Origin of the sequence: Arcicella aquatica, assembly GCF_034928825.1 — a bacterium.
Lineage (GTDB): Bacteria > Bacteroidota > Bacteroidia > Cytophagales > Spirosomataceae > Arcicella > Arcicella aquatica.
This window is the reverse complement of sequence record NZ_JAYFUL010000039.1, coordinates 1-18374: the sequence shown is the minus strand read 5'-3', so window position 1 is coordinate 18374 and position 18374 is coordinate 1. Positions and strand designations below refer to the sequence as shown.

Genomic DNA, 18374 nt, shown 5'->3' with positions numbered 1-18374 from the left:
TACTGAAAAATTAATAAAATGCGTCTTCAAAATGCGTTACTTCAAAAGTATTGCTTTTAAAAACAACTGATACAATATCAAAGCGAATCTGTTGATGCCAATTGTTTTTATACACATAAAAGTCGGCAGCCTTGGTTATCATTGCAACCTTATGTTTGTTTACGCCAATTTCGGGCATTCCAAATTTTGTATTAGTGAGGGATTTTACTTCGACAAATACTAAGAAGATTCCTTTTCGAACAATTAAATCAATCTCAGCCCGCCCATAGCGGTAATTTCTGTGGAGGATTTGATAGCCTTTTTCAAGTAGAAAACTGGCGGCAATGTCTTCGGCTTTTTTGCCTGTTTCAAGGTGCTGTGTCATAAGGGTGTAGAGTATAAAATTAGCTGTAAGCTGTAGGCTATAAGCAGTAAGCTTTGATTTATCATTGCTTATGCTTAAAGCTTACTGCTTACAGCTAATTGCTTAATTAATATCCAAATACATCTTCTAAAGTCAATTTCTTAACTTCTCCGTATTTTTTCAAAGTATCTAAGTTTACTTTTTTCTCAGAAGCCACCACACACATTGCATATGGTTTTTTCGCTAATAAAGTATCCTGAAATTTCTTTAAATCATCTAAGCTTAATTTATCCAAAGCCTTATAAATAGCCTGACGCTCATCTGTAGTTACGCCTTTATCAAGTCCACTTAGATAAGTATAAATAATATTATCCTGCGTAATTCTCTCAGTTTGATAATTCTTTTTCATACTCGCTATAGCTGTTTCCAAGTTCTTTTCAGACGATGGGAAATCGTTCAACAACTCATCCATACCAGCGATAGACTCATGAATTTTATCTGCTTGTGTACCAATGTAGGCAATCATGCGATATTTTTCATCCTTGATATTTGGTGTCTGATAATACGCATACGTTGAGTAAGCCAACGCTTTAGATTCACGAATAGTTTGGAAAACGATAGAAGACATCCCTCCACCAAAGTAGTTGTTGTATAACTCTACGATAGGTGTTTCGGCTGCACTAAAGGCAATCGTAGGACGAACCCAGTTGATTTCTGCCTGAACCATGTCATAATCAGTAAACAATACAACTGGCTTAGTTGGCGACTCCATTTTGAAATCTGCCACTAAAGGTAAATCTGCCTTGAAAGTACTATTAATTTGGTGAGCACCTTTTAAAGCCACAGCCAGTTCTTCCACTGTTTTTGGCCCATAATATATGATTGTATGTTTGTATGAGAACAAATCGTGCAAGAAGCTAATTAAGTCATCCGCATTCAATGCTTTCAGTTCTGCATCCGTAAACTGTAAGGCATTTCTTGGGTTTTTAGCACCAAACGAAGCATAAGTAGCCAATCCTTGCAAGATGGCTCCTTTGTTCAATTTAGCATCATTTCTTTGTTTCAATAATCTGCCTTTTAGTAATTCTAAAGCGGCATCATCTTTCTTGCATTTAGTCAATAAATCTTCAAAAAGGCTTACTGTTTTAGCAAAGTTTTCGTTCAAGCCTGACATTCCCAAAGTAATATGGTGGTCGGTATAAGAGGTATTGAAGCTACTAGCCAAACGATAAAATGCTGTACTGATTTGCTCAGCATTCATTTTGTCTGTACCTACAAATTGTAAATATTGAAGGGCAATAGGCAATACTTTACTATTCCAAGAACCCATATCAAAACGGTAGCTCAAACGGAAAAGGTCATTATCTGTATTTTTTACCGTCAGGGCTTCCAAGGCACCAATTTCCCCTTTTTTAATGTCTTTGTTGAAATCCAACCATTTTGGTTCGATGTTCGACATCGCCGTTGTGTTTACATCTTTCAAAAAATCAGATTGTGCCTCACGGTTTACTTCCACTGGCGTAATCGCAGGCTTATCAACTTTTGAAATATTAGGATCAGTACCCTTACGTTTGTAAACAACCACGTAACCATCACCACAGTATTTCTTAGCGAAATCCATTACTTCTTGTTTGGTTACTTTGCTTAAAGCATCATTTATCGCAACATCCTTATCCCACTTGTTTGATTTATCAAACACAAAGCTTTCTAAAAGTTTATAAGCACGAGAAGAATTGTTTTCTAAACCCTGAATAGCCGTTAATTTATAGTTGGCAGCAATAGCTTTGATAATAGATTCGTCAAAATTACCCGACTTCAATTTATCTAATTCGCCTAAAAGCAATGATTTTACATCATCAAGGCTTTGATCTTTTTTAGGAGAGCCCGTCATTTGCCAAACTGAATAGTCTTTGTTCCATTCTGGGCTACAGCTTGCTCTTAATACTTTTTGGGCTTTCACTAAATTCAAATCTATCAAACCTGCTTTTGAGTTCGACATCAATTCATCTACGATTGTACCAACAATTTTTTCTTTAGTATTCAATGCACCCGCCCAACGCCAAGCAATAGTAAGGGCATCTGGCGTAGGGCCAAACACTTCGCGTACTAAAGGGGCAGTAATGGGTGCTTCAGGAGCTGGCTTGTATTCAGCAATTGGTTTGCTAACCATGTATTTGAAAGAAGCCTCAATTTTCTTGATTAAAACATCCGAATTGAAATCTCCCACCATAATAATAGCCATGTTGTTTGGCACATAATATTTTTTGAAGTAATTGCGGATTTCAACCAATGAAGGATTTTTCAAGTGTTCAATCGTACCGATAGTAGTTTGTTGTCCATAATTATGCGTTGGGAACAATGCAGCATTTCTGGCTTCATAAATTTTCCAGCCATCGTTGTCAAGGCTACGGTTTTTTTCTTCGTAAACAGCTTCTAATTCTGTGTGGAAAATACGTAAGATAGGATTACGGAAACGCTCGCCTTGTAATTTCAAGAAACGGTCGATAGCATTTGCAGGGATGTCTTCTGTATAAACAGTTTGCTCATAAGAAGTAAAAGCATTAGTGCCCTGTCCACCCATCGAAGCCATCATTTTATCGTATTCGTTAGCGATAGCAAACTTAGCTGCCTCGCCCGACACACGGTCAATTTCTTTGTAAATAGCTTTACGTTGTGCCGAGTCAGTAGTTTTATTATACTTTTCGTACAATGCATCCACTTGGTCTAGCAATGGTTTTTCTTTTGACCAGTCTAATGAACCAAATTTGTCAGTTCCCTTAAACAACATGTGTTCTAGGTAATGGGCAAGTCCAGTATTAGTTCTAGGGTCAGTGTTTGAACCCGCACGTGTAGGAATTAATGCCGCAATACGTGGTTCTTTGTGGTTTTCGCTAAGGATTACAGTCAGTCCGTTAGGCAATGTGTAAAAACGAGCTTTCATTGGGTCGTTACTTACGTACTTGTAAGTATAACCAGCAGCAGAAGCTGTTTTCCAGTCAAAAGTTTTTTGAGCAAATGCGAGAGTGTTTAGAAATAGCGATAACACGACTCCCAGCAGAGATAACCTAAGGTTTTTCATGCGAAGTAGGTTGGATTTTGTAAAAAGAAACAATTAATAGATTTATTGACAAAGTAACTATTGTTTTTTGATAAACGGTATTGTTAGTTGAAAGTTTTACCCCTTACTGTAAAAGATGCTCATTTCATAAGAAAAGTTGCATAGGCGTAATCTTGCACGAGTTAGAAACTTGTGCTACAGATTAAAAGCTCTTTGGTGAAAGCTGATAAAATCTCAACATAAATCACTATCTTTTGCGTTATCTTGACAAGATAAAATAAACTATCTTTATCAGCGATGTCCAAGTAGAGAACTCTAACAAAAATAATCATGAAAAAGTATATATACCAAGGAATTATCATCTTAGCAAGTGGCTTTCTGCTGATAACAGCATGTTCAAAAAAAGCGATAGATGATAACCAACCTGTCGCTGAAACATCAAGCTTTAGCTTAATCCAAGATAGAATCATTACGCCCACTTGTGCTACTTCAGGTTGTCATGCTTCTACTTCAGACGGCACTTATGCTCAACACGGATTAGTCTTAGAAAAATCAGTAGCCTTTGCTAATTTAGTAGGAGTTGTACCTAAAAATGAACTTTCTAAGGCAGACGGGCACCTGAGAGTAAAGCCCTACAAATCTTTAGAAAGCTTATTTTACCATAAACTCAATTGGGATGTATCACATCATGGCGGTAAACAATATGGTTCGCCAATGCCTCTGGGTGGAACTGCCCTTACAGTGGGTCAGATAGAATTCGTTCGTCGCTGGATTGAAGCAGGGGCTCCTAAAACTGGAGATGTGGTAGATAAAACATTATTGGATGATAAAACACCGAGTGTTTCTAGTAGCGATGATTTTAAAACCATGCAAACGCCTCAACAAGAAGGCGTTGCGGGGTATCAGATGCAGGTAGAAAAATTTACGATTCAACCCAATTTTGAGAGAGAGATTTTTGTACGTAAGGCTGTAGGTAATACTACTGATATATACGTAAACCGTTTGAAATTTCAGTCTCGTACCAATAGCCACCACATGGTATTATACGATTTTAGAGATAAAACACCGAGTAATTTACCAACCATCAATACTATTAGAGATTTAAGAAACTCAGATAACACCTTGAATTTAGCGACAGCCTTACAGATGTCTAACCATGTGTTTCTGGGCGGAGGAACAAATGCTAGTCAGGAATATACTTTTCCCGAAGGAACGGCTTTGTTATTACCAGCAGGCATGACGGTTGACTTAAATCCACATTATTTCAACAAAACGACTGATTTCCACTTTGGTGAAAACAATGTAAATCTTTATACTGTAGATAAATCAAAAGTGAAAAATGTTGTAAAAACGATTGACTTTAATAATACCAGTTTTAGCTTGCCCGCCAAAACAGTTACTACCGTTACGAAAGATTTTAAGTTTAGTGCAGATGTAAAAGTAGTAGCCTTGACATCCCATAATCATAAATATGGACAAAAGTTTGTCATAAAAATATTGGGAGGTACAAGAAATGGGGAAGTAGTATATGAGAGTACCGACTGGGAACATCCAGCGATGATTAATTATACCACACCGATAGCCTTGAAAAAAGGCGAGGGACTCACGTCGGTGGTTACTTATAATAATACGTCTAGCCAAACGATCTCATTTGGCTTAACCTCCGAAGATGAAATGGATATTATTTTTGGTTATTATTATGAAGAATAGAGAAAAAATAACTTAGAAATGGAACTAAATTTATAAAAAGGCTTCTCAGAAATGAGCGGTCTTTTTTTGAATAATGTAAATAATCCAGAAGAGGTATTATATTTGCTTGCAATACAGACAATAATTTGCCAAATTTTGAATAAATTTTACTTAACCAACAAAAAATTGTAATAATCAATGTTACAATGGCTTCCTTTTTATGGAACATAAAAGTATGGACAAAGCCACCGCAGCAGGTCTGCTGGTAGCGATGGGAATTATTTATGGTGATATTGGTACTTCACCTCTCTACGTAATGCAGTCAATTATTGGGAATGTGCCAATAGATGAAAGAACAGTCCTTGGTGGGCTTTCGTGTATTTTTTGGACATTAACACTGCAAACCACCTTCAAGTATGTAATCCTAATTCTTCGAGCAGATAACCGTGGTGAAGGCGGCATCTTAGCCCTTTTCGCTTTGGTGAGGCGTCATGCTAAGTGGTTGACTTTCCCAGCAGTTATCGGAGCATCAACGTTGTTGGCAGATGGTGTTATTACACCACCTATCTCAGTAGCTTCTGCTATTGAAGGATTACTGAAAATATATCCTGACCTCCAAACGGTACCTATCGTATTGGCTATTATTACGGGATTATTCATGTTCCAAATTTTCGGTACGAAGGTAGTAGGTAGAGCCTTTGGCCCTATTATGCTAGTCTGGTTCTCTATGTTGGGCTTCTTTGGGATTCTGTGGATTGCGAAAGACTGGACAGTACTAAAAGCTTTGTCTCCTTATTATGCCTATGATTTGCTGACAAATTCACATGGTGGCGAAAGTGGCTTCTGGTTACTAGGAGCAGTTTTTTTATGTACAACAGGAGCAGAAGCTTTGTATTCAGATTTAGGACACTGTGGACGAGGCAATATCAGGGTTAGCTGGATTTTTGTTAAAATAGCCCTTTTGTTACAATACTTCGGACAAGGTGCTTGGCTGATTTCTCATAACGGAGAACTTTTAAATGGGCGTAAACCTATCTTTGAATTAATGCCTGGAGATTTCTTGATTTGGGGAATTGTTATTGCTACAGCCGCGGCAGTGATTGCTAGTCAGGCTTTAATATCGGGGTCATTTACGTTAGTTTCAGAAGCCATCCGTTTGAACTTTTGGCCTAAGGTTCGCTTGCATTATCCCTCAGACCAAAAAGGACAGTTGTATGTGCCAAGTATGAATATTTTCTTATGGTTAGGTTGCGTTGGTGTTGTGCTATGGTTTAAGGAGTCTGCTAATATGGAAGCTGCCTATGGTTTGGCTATCACCCTGACGATGTTGATGACTACCGCATTGATGGCGTATTACCTACATACACGCAAAATTGATATGTGGTGGATTGTCGGATTTATCATAGTTTACGTAGCCATAGAAGGGGCATTCTTGATAGCCAATCTTCGTAAGTTTGTACATGGTGGATATGTTTCGCTATTTATTGCCTCCGCTATTATTGCTTTGATGGTGATTTGGTTTAGGGCGAATATCATTAAAATGCGATTGACAGAATACGTAAAACTGGCAGATTATATAGAACCCTTGAAGGAACTGAGCCAAGATATGAGTATTCCTAAATATGCTACCCATTTAGTATTTATGTCGAATGCGGCACGAACTAGCGAAATTGAATCGAAAATTATTTACTCTATCTTCCAAAAACGCCCTAAAAGAGCAGATATTTATTGGTTTGTCCACGTAGATACAATGGATGATCCGTATACAATGGAATATAAAGTAAGCGTGATAGAACCCGACGACGTAATTAAAGTAAACTTCAGATTAGGTTTTAGAGTAGAGCAACGTATTAATCTTTATTTCAGAAAGGTTGTGGAGGATATGGTGAAAAAAGGAGAAGTGGATATTACCTCTCGTTATGAGTCATTGAACAAACAAAATGTCATTGGCGATTTCCGATTTGTAGTATTAGAAAAATTCCTATCGTTTGATAACAAATTATCATTGCTGGAAGGCTTAATCATGAAGGCTTATTTCTTTATTAAAGACTTTACACCTTCGGAAGATAAATGGTTTGGATTGGATACCAGTGCGGTAAAAGTAGAAAAAGTACCATTGATTATCCGTCCCGTTGAAAATGTTGTATTAAAAAGAGTAGAGTAAGTTATAATTATAAATCTAGATATTTTGAAAATTCTTATCACTGGCGGAGCAGGTTTTGTTGGTTCTTCTCTGGCTATTAATATTAAAACGAATTATCCTACTTATGAGGTAATCTGTTTGGATAATTTAAAACGCAAAGGCTCTGAACTTAATTTACCTCGTTTAGCCAAAGCAGGAGCCATTTTTGTTCACGGAGATATCCGTAATAAAGAAGATTTTGATGCATTGCCAGTGGTTGATTTTGTGATTGAATCTTCTGCTGAACCTTCTGTATTAGCAGGTTTGGAAGGCACGCCTGATTACTTAATCAATACAAATTTGGTAGGAACAATCAACTGTTTGAACTATACCAAAAAATGTGGTGCAGCGTTTATTTTCCTATCTACCAGTAGAATTTATCCTATCAAAGCCATTGAAAAACTGAACTTTGAAGAAGCTGAGACTCGTTTTGTGTTGTCAGATGAACAATCAGTCGGTGGGGTTTCATCAAAAGGGATAGCTGAAAACTTCCCATTGGATGGTGCAAGGTCATTATACGGGGCTACTAAACTAGCGTCTGAATTGATGATTCATGAATACAACGAATTTTATGGCATGAAAACCGTCATCAATCGTTGTGGCGTGCTGACGGGTCCATGGCAAATGGGGAAAATAGACCAAGGTGTGATGGTGCTGTGGGTAGCTAAACATTATTGGCAACAGCAATTGGCATATATTGGTTATGGCGGTTCTGGTCGCCAGACACGTGATATGCTACACGTAAAAGATTTATACAGACTGATTGATTTCCAACTTCATAACATTGATACTGTAAACGGTGAAATTCTGAATGCTGGAGGAGGTGTTGAAGTAAGTGCTTCTTTACAAGAACTTACTCAGATTTGCCAAGAGGTAACTGGTAAAACCATTCCAATTAGCAAAGTAGCAGAAAACCGTGCTGCTGATATTCGTTTATATATAACAGACAATACGAAAGTAACGGCTTTGACGGGCTGGAAACCTGAAATTTCGATAAAACAAATTGTGACAGAAATTACAGAATGGATTACTGAAAACGAGGAGGCTTTGGCTTATGTATTAAAGTAATGATATTGATTTTTAAAATCATAAAAAAACGGTCTAAACTAATTTAGACCGTTTTTTTTATGATTGATGGACAACGAATTCCTACTGTTTGAAAAGATATGTATTATATAATCTTCCGTGAGATGAACTATTATTTTTTAAACACTCCTTATAATTTTAATAAACTTGAATTACCAGCTATTCTACCTACCTTACATCGTAGCCAGAGCTTTCCGTAAATATACGTATAGGGTTAAATATTTTTAACCCCAAGGGAGAAACGGAATGAGGCTAGTAGAAAAAGTAAATGCTGTAACAAATTTTTATACCGAACTAAATGCCGATTTGGCTAATTTACAAGCAAAAAGTGGACTGTCGTGTTTGAGTGGCTGTTCCAATTGTTGTAAGTCGCCAAATGTTGGGGCAACTATCTTAGAACTTCTTCCCTTTGCCTATCATCTTTATCAGGAAAACAAAGCCGAGCTTTTTTATAATGAGCTGATAGCCAATCCCCAAACAGCTATTTGTATGTTGTATAAACCTGCATTAACTCCTTTAAACAATGGAGGTTGTAGCGATTATACTTATCGAGCCATGATTTGTCGCCTTTTTGGTTTCTCTTTTCGCCGAAACAAAGAAAACAAGCCAGAAATGGTTACTTGTAAAGAAATTAAAGCTGCCTATCCTGTAGCTTATCAGGAGCTTACTCAACAAGCAGAAGCTGGAATGCTAGTGCCACAAATAAGTTATTACCATTCAAAACTTTCAGCGATAGACTATCCGCTGTCTCAAGAACAATACCCCATCAACAAAGCCATAGAGCTGGCATTAGAAATGGTTTTAAATCATTTTTATTATGCTGAAAGTCTTGAAATAATAGAAATTTAAGGTCTTATACGACATTGAGTAATGTGGTATGATACATAATTTCAAGTGTTATTATTTTGAATAAGTGGTAATTATCTGTGATGTCCAGTTGTTGACTTTTTCTGGTGTGTTACGGTCGGCTTGGTCAAAAAAGAAATGTTGTTTTATTTCAAAACCACAATATTCGTAAATGCCTTTATCGGAAGTTAGTGATAACGCTTTGTCCATACCATTTTTTTCGTATTCAGCACTCGACTTTCCATGAGAATTTATGATGTAGGCAGATTTTCCACTCAATAATCCTTTTTGTACGCCTTGATCATAGCGATAAGCAAAACCATAACTAAAAACACGGTCGATATAGCCTTTCATAATGGCAGGCATACCTGTCCACCAAATAGGATAAATAAACGTAATGGCGTCTGCCCATGAGATAAACTCTTGTTCAAGCTTTACATCATTGTTTACAGTGCCTTTGCGTTGACCAGCCATGTCTTCAAGAGAAAGTACGGGATTAAAATTAAGTTCATATAAATCTCTGACTACAACTTCATGATTGTGTTGTGTCAGGGTTTGTTCAACAGTTTGTTTAAAAAGATGATTTAAACTCGCTTTATTAGGATGGGCATAAATAATAAGATGTTTCATTGTTTTATTTTTTAGATAATTTTATGAAACAAAGGTAGCGAGCCGTATTAGCCTAAAATTGTAAGAAAACGAAATGCCTACTTAGGTTCTGATTGGCAAATATCTTCTTGAAACTTAAGATATTGGTTTGGTGAAAGATTAAGAAAGTGCTTAAAATCGTGAATCAATTGACTTTGGTCGTAGTAACCACCTATTTCAATGATAGTAAACCAATCTGTTTTTGTACGTTGATTTTGTAGTAGTTCAATAACCTTTATAAATTTCTGATAACGGCTTTTTTCTTTGGCAGTGTATCCAAAGTATTTTTTATGATTGAGTTGTACAGTTCTTTCGCTTTGATTGGTTTCTTGTGCAATGATTTTGATTGGATTCAAAACCGTGTAATCGTTTTGTAAGGAGGTAAAGTGCTCAAATGTTTTTTCTCTTGTTTGTAAGTATGGTTTACAAAAATCTAGTATTAAATCGATACGTTTAGTTTTGTCAGTATTTTTAAGCAAACCCCAAAGGTTTGTAAAACAATTTTCGTTGAGTAAATCATCTGGATTAATAGGCAAATGGTCGGATAGTATTACTTGTCCGAAAAAACGGTAGAAGGCATCGTCTTTGAAATTGATAACTAACATTTCGGATCCTATTGGTAATGTATATTCAATAGGCTGCTTTATTGGTCCTAAAATAATACACTTATCAATCTCAATGTTCGTGTTTTGCTTAGTATTAAAACATATTGGCACACCAAAACTAAAAACCATAATAGTTTGGAAGCTTGGAACCAGTGTTTTATGAATGTCCTGTGCTGATTTATTTTCAGCGAGATAAAAATGAGAAAAAATATCTTCGAATTCAGCAGGTACCATGATTCGTTTACTAGTATATTCTTGTAGGTTCATATCTATATAAATCAATTGCTGATTATCTAGTTACAAGTTAATCATTTCTTGAGGATTAAGCACCACACTCTTTTGATAGTATTAGGTCGTGGAAAACCCACGACCAGTTTTAGTGACTAACTTGGTATTTCATTAAACATATCTAGCATTATCTGCAAACCATTTGGAGAATGCATCCAATCGGTATTATTCAAGGTTTCTTGTGCTACTTCCGCAAACCTTAAACACATCTGTTTTTCATAATGTGCAATGGCTGATTGTATCGTTGGATATGCTGAAGTAGTTAAAGCCTCGCTTAATTCTACTGCATCCAACATGGCCATATTGACACCCTCGCCAGCATAAGGGGGCATTAAATGTGCCGCATCTCCAAGCATCGTTATATTCGCTTTTGCGTCCCAAGTTTGATCTAAAGGCATACAATATAATGGTCTTGGGATGAAGTAACCTTTATCATATTCAAATAATTCTTGCCAAATAGCATCCCATGCCGCATATTCGTTTTTAAACCAGTCTAACACTTGTTTATTATCGGTAAAATCAATACCGCTGTCTTTTACCCAAGTGGCATCCATTTTACAGCCTGTGTAAAAAGCTAAACTGCCATCTCCTTTTGCACTTACTATCAATGTTTTAGCATCACCAAAGGCAAATATTTTTCCTCCCTTTAATAGCTCATGAATCTTAGGAGCATTTTTTGCTGAATCATAAACATTACCTTCTAGGGCTGTTATGCCTGAATAAAAAGGCTTAATGGGCGTAATAAAAGGTCTGATTTTAGAGTTTGCACCATCTGCACCGATAACTATATCAGCGATGGCAATATTACCATTTTGAAAAACTAATTTCCATGTGTTTGCTATCGGTTCAAGAGATAAAATATGACTATCCCATACAACAGTATCAGCTTGTAGGGAATCTAATAGGATTTCCCTTAGTGGACCACGGTCTATTTCTGGTCTAAACCATTCTTCTCCAAAAGCTTCGATGCTCTCTCCTGCGTGTTGGTCATAGAAAATCTTTGCATGCTCGTCTAAGACACGGATTCTATCTGCCCCAGGCCTATAATTTGCTTTAAAGGCATTCATTAAACCTGCTTCTTCTAAGGCTCTAAGTCCTGATTCCAAATGAAGGTCTAAAGTCGCCCCTTGTACTCTTACATTTCTATTAGCATCTCTTTCATATACTTTTACATCAGCCCCTTTCATTTGTAAAAGTCTAGCAAGGGTGAGTCCGCCAGGACCACCTCCAACAATTGCGATTTTTTTATCTTTGATTAACATTTTGATAGCTTGTTTTAAATACGCTACAAAGCTATTCAGGTGGTAGTGCTAAAAATTGTATAAATCGGTCGTTTTTATTTTTGCTCAACTCTTTCGGTACTACTCCCGAAAACCTTTTTACCTCTTTAATAAAATGTGCCTGATCAGTAAAGTTTTGTTCTGGGAAAAGCTTTCCTTCTTTCAGATGTGTAAACGAAGCCCTGAAGCGTAGGATATTACAGTAGGATTTTAAAGAGATACCAAAGGTTTGATTAAAATATCGGTTTATTTGTCGGCTACTCCAAGCTACTTCCTCAGATAATGTAGTGATATTCATTGAGCCTTTTGAGGAATAGATTAACCCAAATAGTTTCCGTTTACGGTTGTCAATATTGCCTTTTATCAATTGACTGATTTTATGCGTGGCTTTTTGGCAACAAAGCTCAAAGTTGCTTAAATCTTCTTGTTTAAATTCCCAGAAGCTAGTGGGCAAAACTTGAACATCATCGAGTAAAGAAGAAATACTAGTATGAAGTAAATATTCAATAGCTAAGAGTTTGAGGCTAACACCAAAAATGACTGTTTGGCTGGCAAATGTTGTTTGCGTAGCTTGACTTTCTAAGCCCAAAAGAACAACATGGAAAGGTTCGGAAGCTGAATAGGAAAATAAAATATCGACCCTGCCGTCAGGTAAAACAATAATCTGTTTATCATTTTCAGAATGATTGGCAACCAACCAAAAATAATCAACGTAGTCTGAAAGCAACACATCAGGCTTAATAAATTGATATTCAAAATCGTTTTTCAGCATGGTGAAAACATTAACTGGAGAAAACAAAAACTTATTAGACCGTAATTAATCGTTTAAAATTAATCATATCTACCGCTAGTAACTACCTCTTCTTTTCTCTTTTTCAGTTTTATATGAAGAAATTTCAAGATAAGCTCTCAAATAATTGACAGTCAGAAGACTAGCAATATAAAAAAGTTGTATATTCGTTATTGTATATAAACCGAATTGAATATGAAAAAACTGTTACTTATTTTGATATTCTTCCCTCTTTTCCTTCAAGCGCAAATCCAAGTCAGCACGGGAATTAGTTATGTAACAGAACCAACTTTTGGTGACGATGGCAGTTATTCTGGTTCGGGTTTAGATATCAGCCTACGAAAGCACCTTTCTGAAAAGCTAAAATTAACAGCTTATTCTGGGATTAATAAAATGAGGGTCGCCTTAGCGGTACAATCTCGGTTTGATTATAGCACAAAAATTTATGGCTATTACTACAAAGATGTTGTTCCTGTATCTTTCGGAGCAGAGTATTATCTTTATAGCAAGAAATTTATTAAACCATTCTTGGGACTAGAAACTGGTGCTTATTTCACCAGTTACGAAACGCAGATAGATCCTACTTATATTGGTTTTGCCAAAAATATTCCTTCTGGAAGCTCGGTCAATTGGGGCTTTTCCCCAAGTGTAGGTATACAGTTTCAAGAAAATGCTGACAGAATGGGATTGTTCTTGAAAATAAAGCATACAGGAATTGTTTATGGCAATACTGGATTATCGAATATGCTTAGTTTTAGTGCTGGTTTTACGTTCAAATTTGGGAAAAAAATTATGTGGAAACCGCCCGTAATAGATGTGCCAAGTCAAGCTCCTTATTACGAGAAAAAAGATTTTGACTAAGCAACTAAATACCAATCCAAAATTTCATGAGGTTGTATTTTTAGCACATTGGCCAGTACCAACAAAACCAAGGTTCTAGAAGCTAGCCAAAGAGGAATATTGGCTATTTTAGCAAATTCTGGAAGGGTAATTTTTGTGTTTTCTGATAGATATGACATTAGAATTTTTTCCTTATCGCCAAAGGTAAATTGAATACCTTCTTCATTTTCACGGCGTAGGATTTGCTTCATCTCTTTGCTAGCCTGTACTGAGCGGTCTGCAACACGCACATAGGCCTTACCCATTTCTTCGGATTCAAGCTGGACATAATGGGGCTTTTTTTTACTTTTCGGAATCGTGATGACCAAAACCTCACGGTCGTCAGTCACGCTAACTCGTTCAATTTCGTACAAAACAGGAGGGAAGCAGTTTCGTTCAATGGCTCGGACTAAGATATACTCTTCTTCATCGACGAATTTGAGGCCTGGAATACTTTTATCATCACCTACGCCAATCAGCAAAGTACCTCCTTTTGTATTGGCAAAGGCTACAACTTCACGGATAATTTTTTCAGGGTGATTTGCTTTCAGCTTAAACTCAAGTTGAATATTCTCTCCTTGACGAACAAGGCTCTTTAAATCCTTCAATTTCATTCCTGACACGCGACTGTGGTTCTCAGTCTTCTCAAAATAGGATACAAGTGCCTGATTCATACAGATTTATGATTTAGGTATTCTTATAAACAGATATGGATTTGTTTTAAAGATAACGGATTTAGCAGTACGAAATTTTTTTTGGTTTAAAAATATTTTAGCTAAAATCTACTCAATTAATAGACTTTATATGATTTTTTTTAATAGACTTTGTCTAACTTTGTACTCCTAATTACTTAGCTACCAGTTAGAACTAATTGCTAAAGGATTAACAAGTCTAAAAGCCGAAAAGTTTGCCAAGTGTAACTAAGCAGATATGAAATTTTGCCAAGCTCGGATACGAGGATAAAATTCAGGATTGCTTATGTCAGATTTAAGTCAGTTAAAACAAGCCTTAGAAGGTCTTTCACTTACAGAAGGGCTAAGTTATATGGCTGAAAACTATGGAAATGTAGTTTTCTCATCATCGTTCGGTCAGGAAGACCAAGTAATTACCGATGCTATTTTTAAGAACAATCTTGCTATCAAAGTTTTTACGCTTGATACTGGTCGTTTATTCCAAGAGACTTATGAGCTGATGGATACCACCAAAAATAAGTATGGAAAAGAATTTGACACTTATTTTCCTAATACTGCCAAAGTAGAAGCCTTAGTAAAAGAAAAAGGATTTAATAGCTTTTATTTTTCTGTTGAAAATCGTAAAGAATGTTGTGGTATTCGTAAAATTGAGCCTTTAAAAAGAGCATTGGCAGGTGCCGAAATCTGGATTACAGGCTTGCGTGCGGAGCAATCAGAGAACCGTTCTGACATGGAAATTGTTGAATGGGATAATAACAATAATGTCATTAAATACAATCCGCTTATTCATTGGACTTACGAAGATGTGTTGGCTTATCTGAAAGAAAACAGAGTTCCTGATAGCCCTTTACACAGAAAAGGCTTTATTTCAATTGGTTGTGCACCTTGTACTAGAGCCATCCAAGAAGGAGAACATCCACGTGCAGGACGTTGGTGGTGGGAAGCATCACAAAAGGAATGTGGCTTGCATAGTTAGTGATGAGTTAGGAGTTTTGAGTGATGAGTAATTTATCGTTACGATTATAATTTTAAAAGTAATAAAAAGCTTGTAGCTCATTGCTTAAAGCTGACAGTCAAAGAGTTAATAAAAAATTAAAAATATGGTTGATAATTTAAAAAATCCAAGTCCAGAAGTTTCCACTCCGAAATTTGGTTTTTTCCCTCGTGAATTAGAAGACGAAGCAATCTATATTATGCGTGAAGTTGTAGCTCAGTTCGAGAAACCAGCGCTTTTGTTTTCTGGTGGGAAAGATTCTATCACGTTAGTACGTTTAGCTCAAAAAGCTTTTTATCCGGGAAAAATTCCTTTCCCTTTACTTCATGTAGATACGGGTCATAATTTCCCAGAAACCATTGAATTTCGTGATTGGTTGGCTAAAGAGACGGGGGCAGAATTGATAGTACGTTATGTACAAGATTCTATCAACCAAGGAAAAGTAAAAGAAGAATCAGGAAAATATGCTTCTCGTAATGCCTTGCAGACGGTTACTTTACTAGATGCTATCGAAGAGTTTAAATTCGATGCTTGTATTGGTGGTGCAAGACGTGACGAAGAGAAAGCGCGTGCGAAAGAACGTATTTTCTCAGTGCGTGATGATTTTGGACAGTGGGATGCTAAGCGTCAACGTCCAGAATTATTTGATATGTTGAATGGTCGTATTGCTATTGGTGAAAACGTAAGAGTATTCCCGATTTCAAACTGGACAGAATTAGATGTTTGGAATTATATCAAAGAAGAAGAAATGGCGATTCCTTCTATCTATTATTCACACAAACGTCAGGTAATTCAGCGTGATGGAATGCTTTGGGCAGATTCTGAATATTTGAATAAAGATGCAGAAGAAATTCCTTTTGAAGAAACCGTTCGTTTCCGTACCGTTGGCGACATGACGTGTACTGCCGCTGTAGCGTCTGAAGCAATAGAATTAGACGATATTATCGGTGAAATCCTATCAGCAGAAATCTCAGAACGTGGTGCCAGAATAGATGACAAACGTTCTGAAGCAGCGATGGAAAAACGTAAACAACAAGGATATTTTTAATGAATTGAGTGATTGAGCGAATTAGTGATTGAGTGAATATTTAATATTCCAATAAAATCACTCAATCACTCAATCACCATTCACTCAATAGAAAAGATGGATATTTTAAGAATAGCAACAGCAGGTTCGGTGGATGATGGGAAAAGTACCCTCATCGGACGACTTTTATACGAAACAAAATCAATCACGCGTGATAAAATTGAAGCATTAGAAGCGGCTTCAAAACGTAAAGGTTTAGACTTTTTAGATTTATCATTATTAACAGACGGACTTATCGCTGAACGTGAACAAGGTATTACGATTGACGTAGCCAATATTTATTTCTCGACGCCAAAACGTAAATACATCATTGCAGATACGCCTGGTCACTTTGAATATACCCGTAATATGGTTACTGGGGCTTCAAACACAAAGGTATCTATGATTTTGGTAGATGCACGTAATGGTGTGTTAGAACAAACTTTCCGCCACTTCTTCATCTCATCAATGCTTCGTATTCCGAAAGTAATTGTGTGTGTGAATAAGATGGACTTAGTAGGATATTCAGAAGAACGTTTTAACGAAATCAAAGATGCTGTTCAGGCTTTGGCTGATAAAGTGTCTTTTGAAGGACAAGAAATAACCTTTATTCCAATGTCTTCTTTATATGGACAAAACCTTTCTACCCAGTCAACTGAAATGCCTTGGTTTACAGGTGCGCCATTGTTAGAAGAATTGGAATCTACCAATTTCGACGAAATTAAAAAGCCAGCTCGTTTCCCTGTTCAATTTGTGGTTCGTCCAAAAACGGAAGAATTCCATGATTATAGAGGCTATGCAGGTAAAATTGCTAGTGGTTCTTTCTCTGTTGGAGATGAAATCACTGTTTTGCCAACTGGACAAAATTCTAAAATTGCAACGATTGAAAAGTTCGGTACGCAATTAGAAAAAGCTGGAGCGAAGGAATCTGTAGTAATTACTTTAGAAACAGATGTAGATGTTTCTCGTGGTAATATGTTGGTGAAATCTACTTCAACACTTGAGCCATTGAAAGAAATCACTGCAAGAATTTGCTGGATGGATTCTAAACCATTGGTTTCAGGTAAAACTTATATCCTTCAGCATGGCATTAATGATTCGAAAGCGAAAGTAGTAGCTTTGAATAATAAAATTGACGTAGTGAACCAAGATACGATTGTAGATGCAGTTGCTGAATTGAAATTGAACGAAATCGGAGAGATCGTCTTGAAAACTGCTAAGCCAATTTTTGCAGATAAGTACGAATACAATCCTGCAAACGGCGCCTTTATTTTAGTGGACGACCAAACAAACTCAACCGTTGGGGTTGGATTTGTTTTATAGTAATAACATATTACATTTGTTTATAAATCACTCTTTCATTCTTTGGAAGAGTGATTGTTGTTTACGATAAATACTTTTAAGCGATGTTAAGAACAAGTATTATTCCACAACAGAGAGATATTCTTTTATCTGTACCACAAGAATATGTAGGGAAAAAGATAGAAGTACTCGTATATGCGATTGAAGAAATCGTTGAAGAGCTCCCTAAGAAGGTTACTATGGCTGACTTTTGGGGAAAAATGTCAGATGAATCTGCTCAAAAAATTCATGATAATATTAAACAAATGCGTAATGAATGGGAACAAGATATTTAATAGACACAAATGCTATTATTGATTTTTGTAATGGAAAAATTCCTGCTAATGGAAAAGACTTCTTATTGAATATCAATCCAGAAATATCTATCATCACGCATATAGAATTATTTGCCACTAAAAATATTACTCATGAAGAATACGAACTACTTCAAAAGTTTGTATCATTTTCGGCTTCCCTTGAAAATTATTTTTCGATATTGATTTATAATAGAATCCACTCATGTTTTGGGTGGATTTTTCATGTTTATTGAGGTGATTTATTTGAAAAATACAATTTTATTCATATTG

At 36.4% G+C, this 18374-nt stretch carries 17 protein-coding genes; 10 read left to right on the top strand and 7 right to left on the bottom strand.

All coding sequences use genetic code 11. The features are described from left to right. Positions 1 to 10 precede the first annotated feature (10 nt). Together VB264_RS18890 and VB264_RS18885 are read right to left on the bottom strand one after the other, a co-directional pair. A complete protein-coding gene (locus VB264_RS18890; RefSeq protein ID WP_323251872.1) occupies positions 11 to 364 on the bottom strand; it encodes a YraN family protein in 354 nt (117 codons plus the stop codon). Positions 365 to 470: 106 nt separating this feature from the next. Continuing rightward, positions 471 to 3422, bottom strand: a complete 2952-nt coding sequence (locus VB264_RS18885; protein WP_323251871.1) for a M16 family metallopeptidase — start codon at positions 3420 to 3422, stop codon at positions 471 to 473. Positions 3423 to 3731: 309 nt separating this feature from the next. On the opposite strand from VB264_RS18885, the gene VB264_RS18880 reads away from it, so the two are divergent. From VB264_RS18880 to VB264_RS18865, 4 genes are all read left to right on the top strand, one after another. Next, positions 3732 to 5111 carry a monooxygenase gene (locus tag VB264_RS18880; protein WP_323251869.1) on the top strand — a complete coding sequence of 460 codons (1380 nt, stop codon included), beginning with the start codon at positions 3732 to 3734 and terminating at the stop codon, positions 5109 to 5111. Between the two features lie 199 nt (positions 5112 to 5310). After that, positions 5311 to 7254, top strand: coding sequence for a KUP/HAK/KT family potassium transporter (locus VB264_RS18875; protein ID WP_323251867.1), 1944 nt, complete (start codon positions 5311 to 5313; stop codon positions 7252 to 7254). A gap of 24 nt (positions 7255 to 7278) precedes the next feature. Further along, positions 7279 to 8340: an NAD-dependent epimerase/dehydratase family protein gene (locus VB264_RS18870; protein ID WP_323251865.1), complete on the top strand. Its 1062-nt coding sequence runs from the start codon at positions 7279 to 7281 to the stop codon at positions 8338 to 8340. Positions 8341 to 8604: 264 nt separating this feature from the next. Then, on the top strand, positions 8605 to 9207 hold the full coding sequence (locus VB264_RS18865; RefSeq protein WP_323251863.1) for a YkgJ family cysteine cluster protein: 603 nt from the start codon (positions 8605 to 8607) through the stop codon (positions 9205 to 9207). Between the two features lie 51 nt (positions 9208 to 9258). On the opposite strand, the gene VB264_RS18860 is transcribed toward VB264_RS18865, so the two are convergent. From VB264_RS18860 to VB264_RS18845, 4 genes are all read right to left on the bottom strand, one after another. Further along, positions 9259 to 9834 carry an NAD(P)H-dependent oxidoreductase gene (locus VB264_RS18860; RefSeq protein WP_323251861.1) on the bottom strand — a complete coding sequence of 192 codons (576 nt, stop codon included), beginning with the start codon at positions 9832 to 9834 and terminating at the stop codon, positions 9259 to 9261. A 77-nt stretch (positions 9835 to 9911) separates the two neighbouring features. Further along, positions 9912 to 10724: a helix-turn-helix domain-containing protein gene (locus VB264_RS18855; RefSeq protein ID WP_323251859.1), complete on the bottom strand. Its 813-nt coding sequence runs from the start codon at positions 10722 to 10724 to the stop codon at positions 9912 to 9914. A gap of 116 nt (positions 10725 to 10840) precedes the next feature. After that, positions 10841 to 12007: an FAD-dependent oxidoreductase gene (locus VB264_RS18850; protein WP_323251857.1), complete on the bottom strand. Its 1167-nt coding sequence runs from the start codon at positions 12005 to 12007 to the stop codon at positions 10841 to 10843. Positions 12008 to 12038: 31 nt separating this feature from the next. Beyond that, positions 12039 to 12797 carry a helix-turn-helix domain-containing protein gene (locus tag VB264_RS18845; RefSeq protein WP_323251855.1) on the bottom strand — a complete coding sequence of 253 codons (759 nt, stop codon included), beginning with the start codon at positions 12795 to 12797 and terminating at the stop codon, positions 12039 to 12041. 213 nt (positions 12798 to 13010) lie between these two features. Here VB264_RS18845 and VB264_RS18840 point away from each other — a divergent pair, with 213 nt between their 5' ends. Then, entirely contained in the window at positions 13011 to 13676 is a 666-nt protein-coding gene (locus VB264_RS18840) for a hypothetical protein (protein WP_323251853.1), read from the top strand. Here the strand turns inward: VB264_RS18840 and VB264_RS18835 are convergent. After that, complete coding sequence (locus VB264_RS18835) at positions 13673 to 14368, bottom strand: AlbA family DNA-binding domain-containing protein (RefSeq protein ID WP_323251851.1); 696 nt, start codon at positions 14366 to 14368, stop codon at positions 13673 to 13675. The two genes, VB264_RS18840 and VB264_RS18835, sit on opposite strands and share 4 nt — an antisense overlap. Positions 14369 to 14672: 304 nt before the next feature. Here VB264_RS18835 and VB264_RS18830 point away from each other — a divergent pair, with 304 nt between their 5' ends. The 5 genes from VB264_RS18830 to VB264_RS18810 all read left to right on the top strand — a co-directional run bounded on the left by VB264_RS18830 (position 14673) and on the right by VB264_RS18810 (position 18337). Beyond that, the gene (locus tag VB264_RS18830; RefSeq protein ID WP_323251849.1) at positions 14673 to 15362 is read left to right on the top strand and encodes a phosphoadenylyl-sulfate reductase; all 690 of its coding nucleotides are present in this window, start codon (positions 14673 to 14675) and stop codon (positions 15360 to 15362) included. A gap of 124 nt (positions 15363 to 15486) precedes the next feature. Beyond that, positions 15487 to 16428, top strand: coding sequence for a sulfate adenylyltransferase subunit CysD (gene cysD, locus VB264_RS18825; protein ID WP_309924564.1), 942 nt, complete (start codon positions 15487 to 15489; stop codon positions 16426 to 16428). A gap of 96 nt (positions 16429 to 16524) precedes the next feature. Further along, a complete protein-coding gene (locus VB264_RS18820) occupies positions 16525 to 17769 on the top strand; it encodes a sulfate adenylyltransferase subunit 1 (RefSeq protein ID WP_309924563.1) in 1245 nt (414 codons plus the stop codon). Positions 17770 to 17852: 83 nt separating this feature from the next. Next, positions 17853 to 18083, top strand: a complete 231-nt coding sequence (locus VB264_RS18815) for a hypothetical protein (RefSeq protein WP_323251845.1) — start codon at positions 17853 to 17855, stop codon at positions 18081 to 18083. After that, a complete protein-coding gene (locus VB264_RS18810) occupies positions 18065 to 18337 on the top strand; it encodes a PIN domain-containing protein (protein ID WP_323251842.1) in 273 nt (90 codons plus the stop codon). Before VB264_RS18815 ends, VB264_RS18810 begins: the two co-directional genes overlap by 19 nt. The last annotated feature ends 37 nt before the right edge of the window (positions 18338 to 18374 follow it).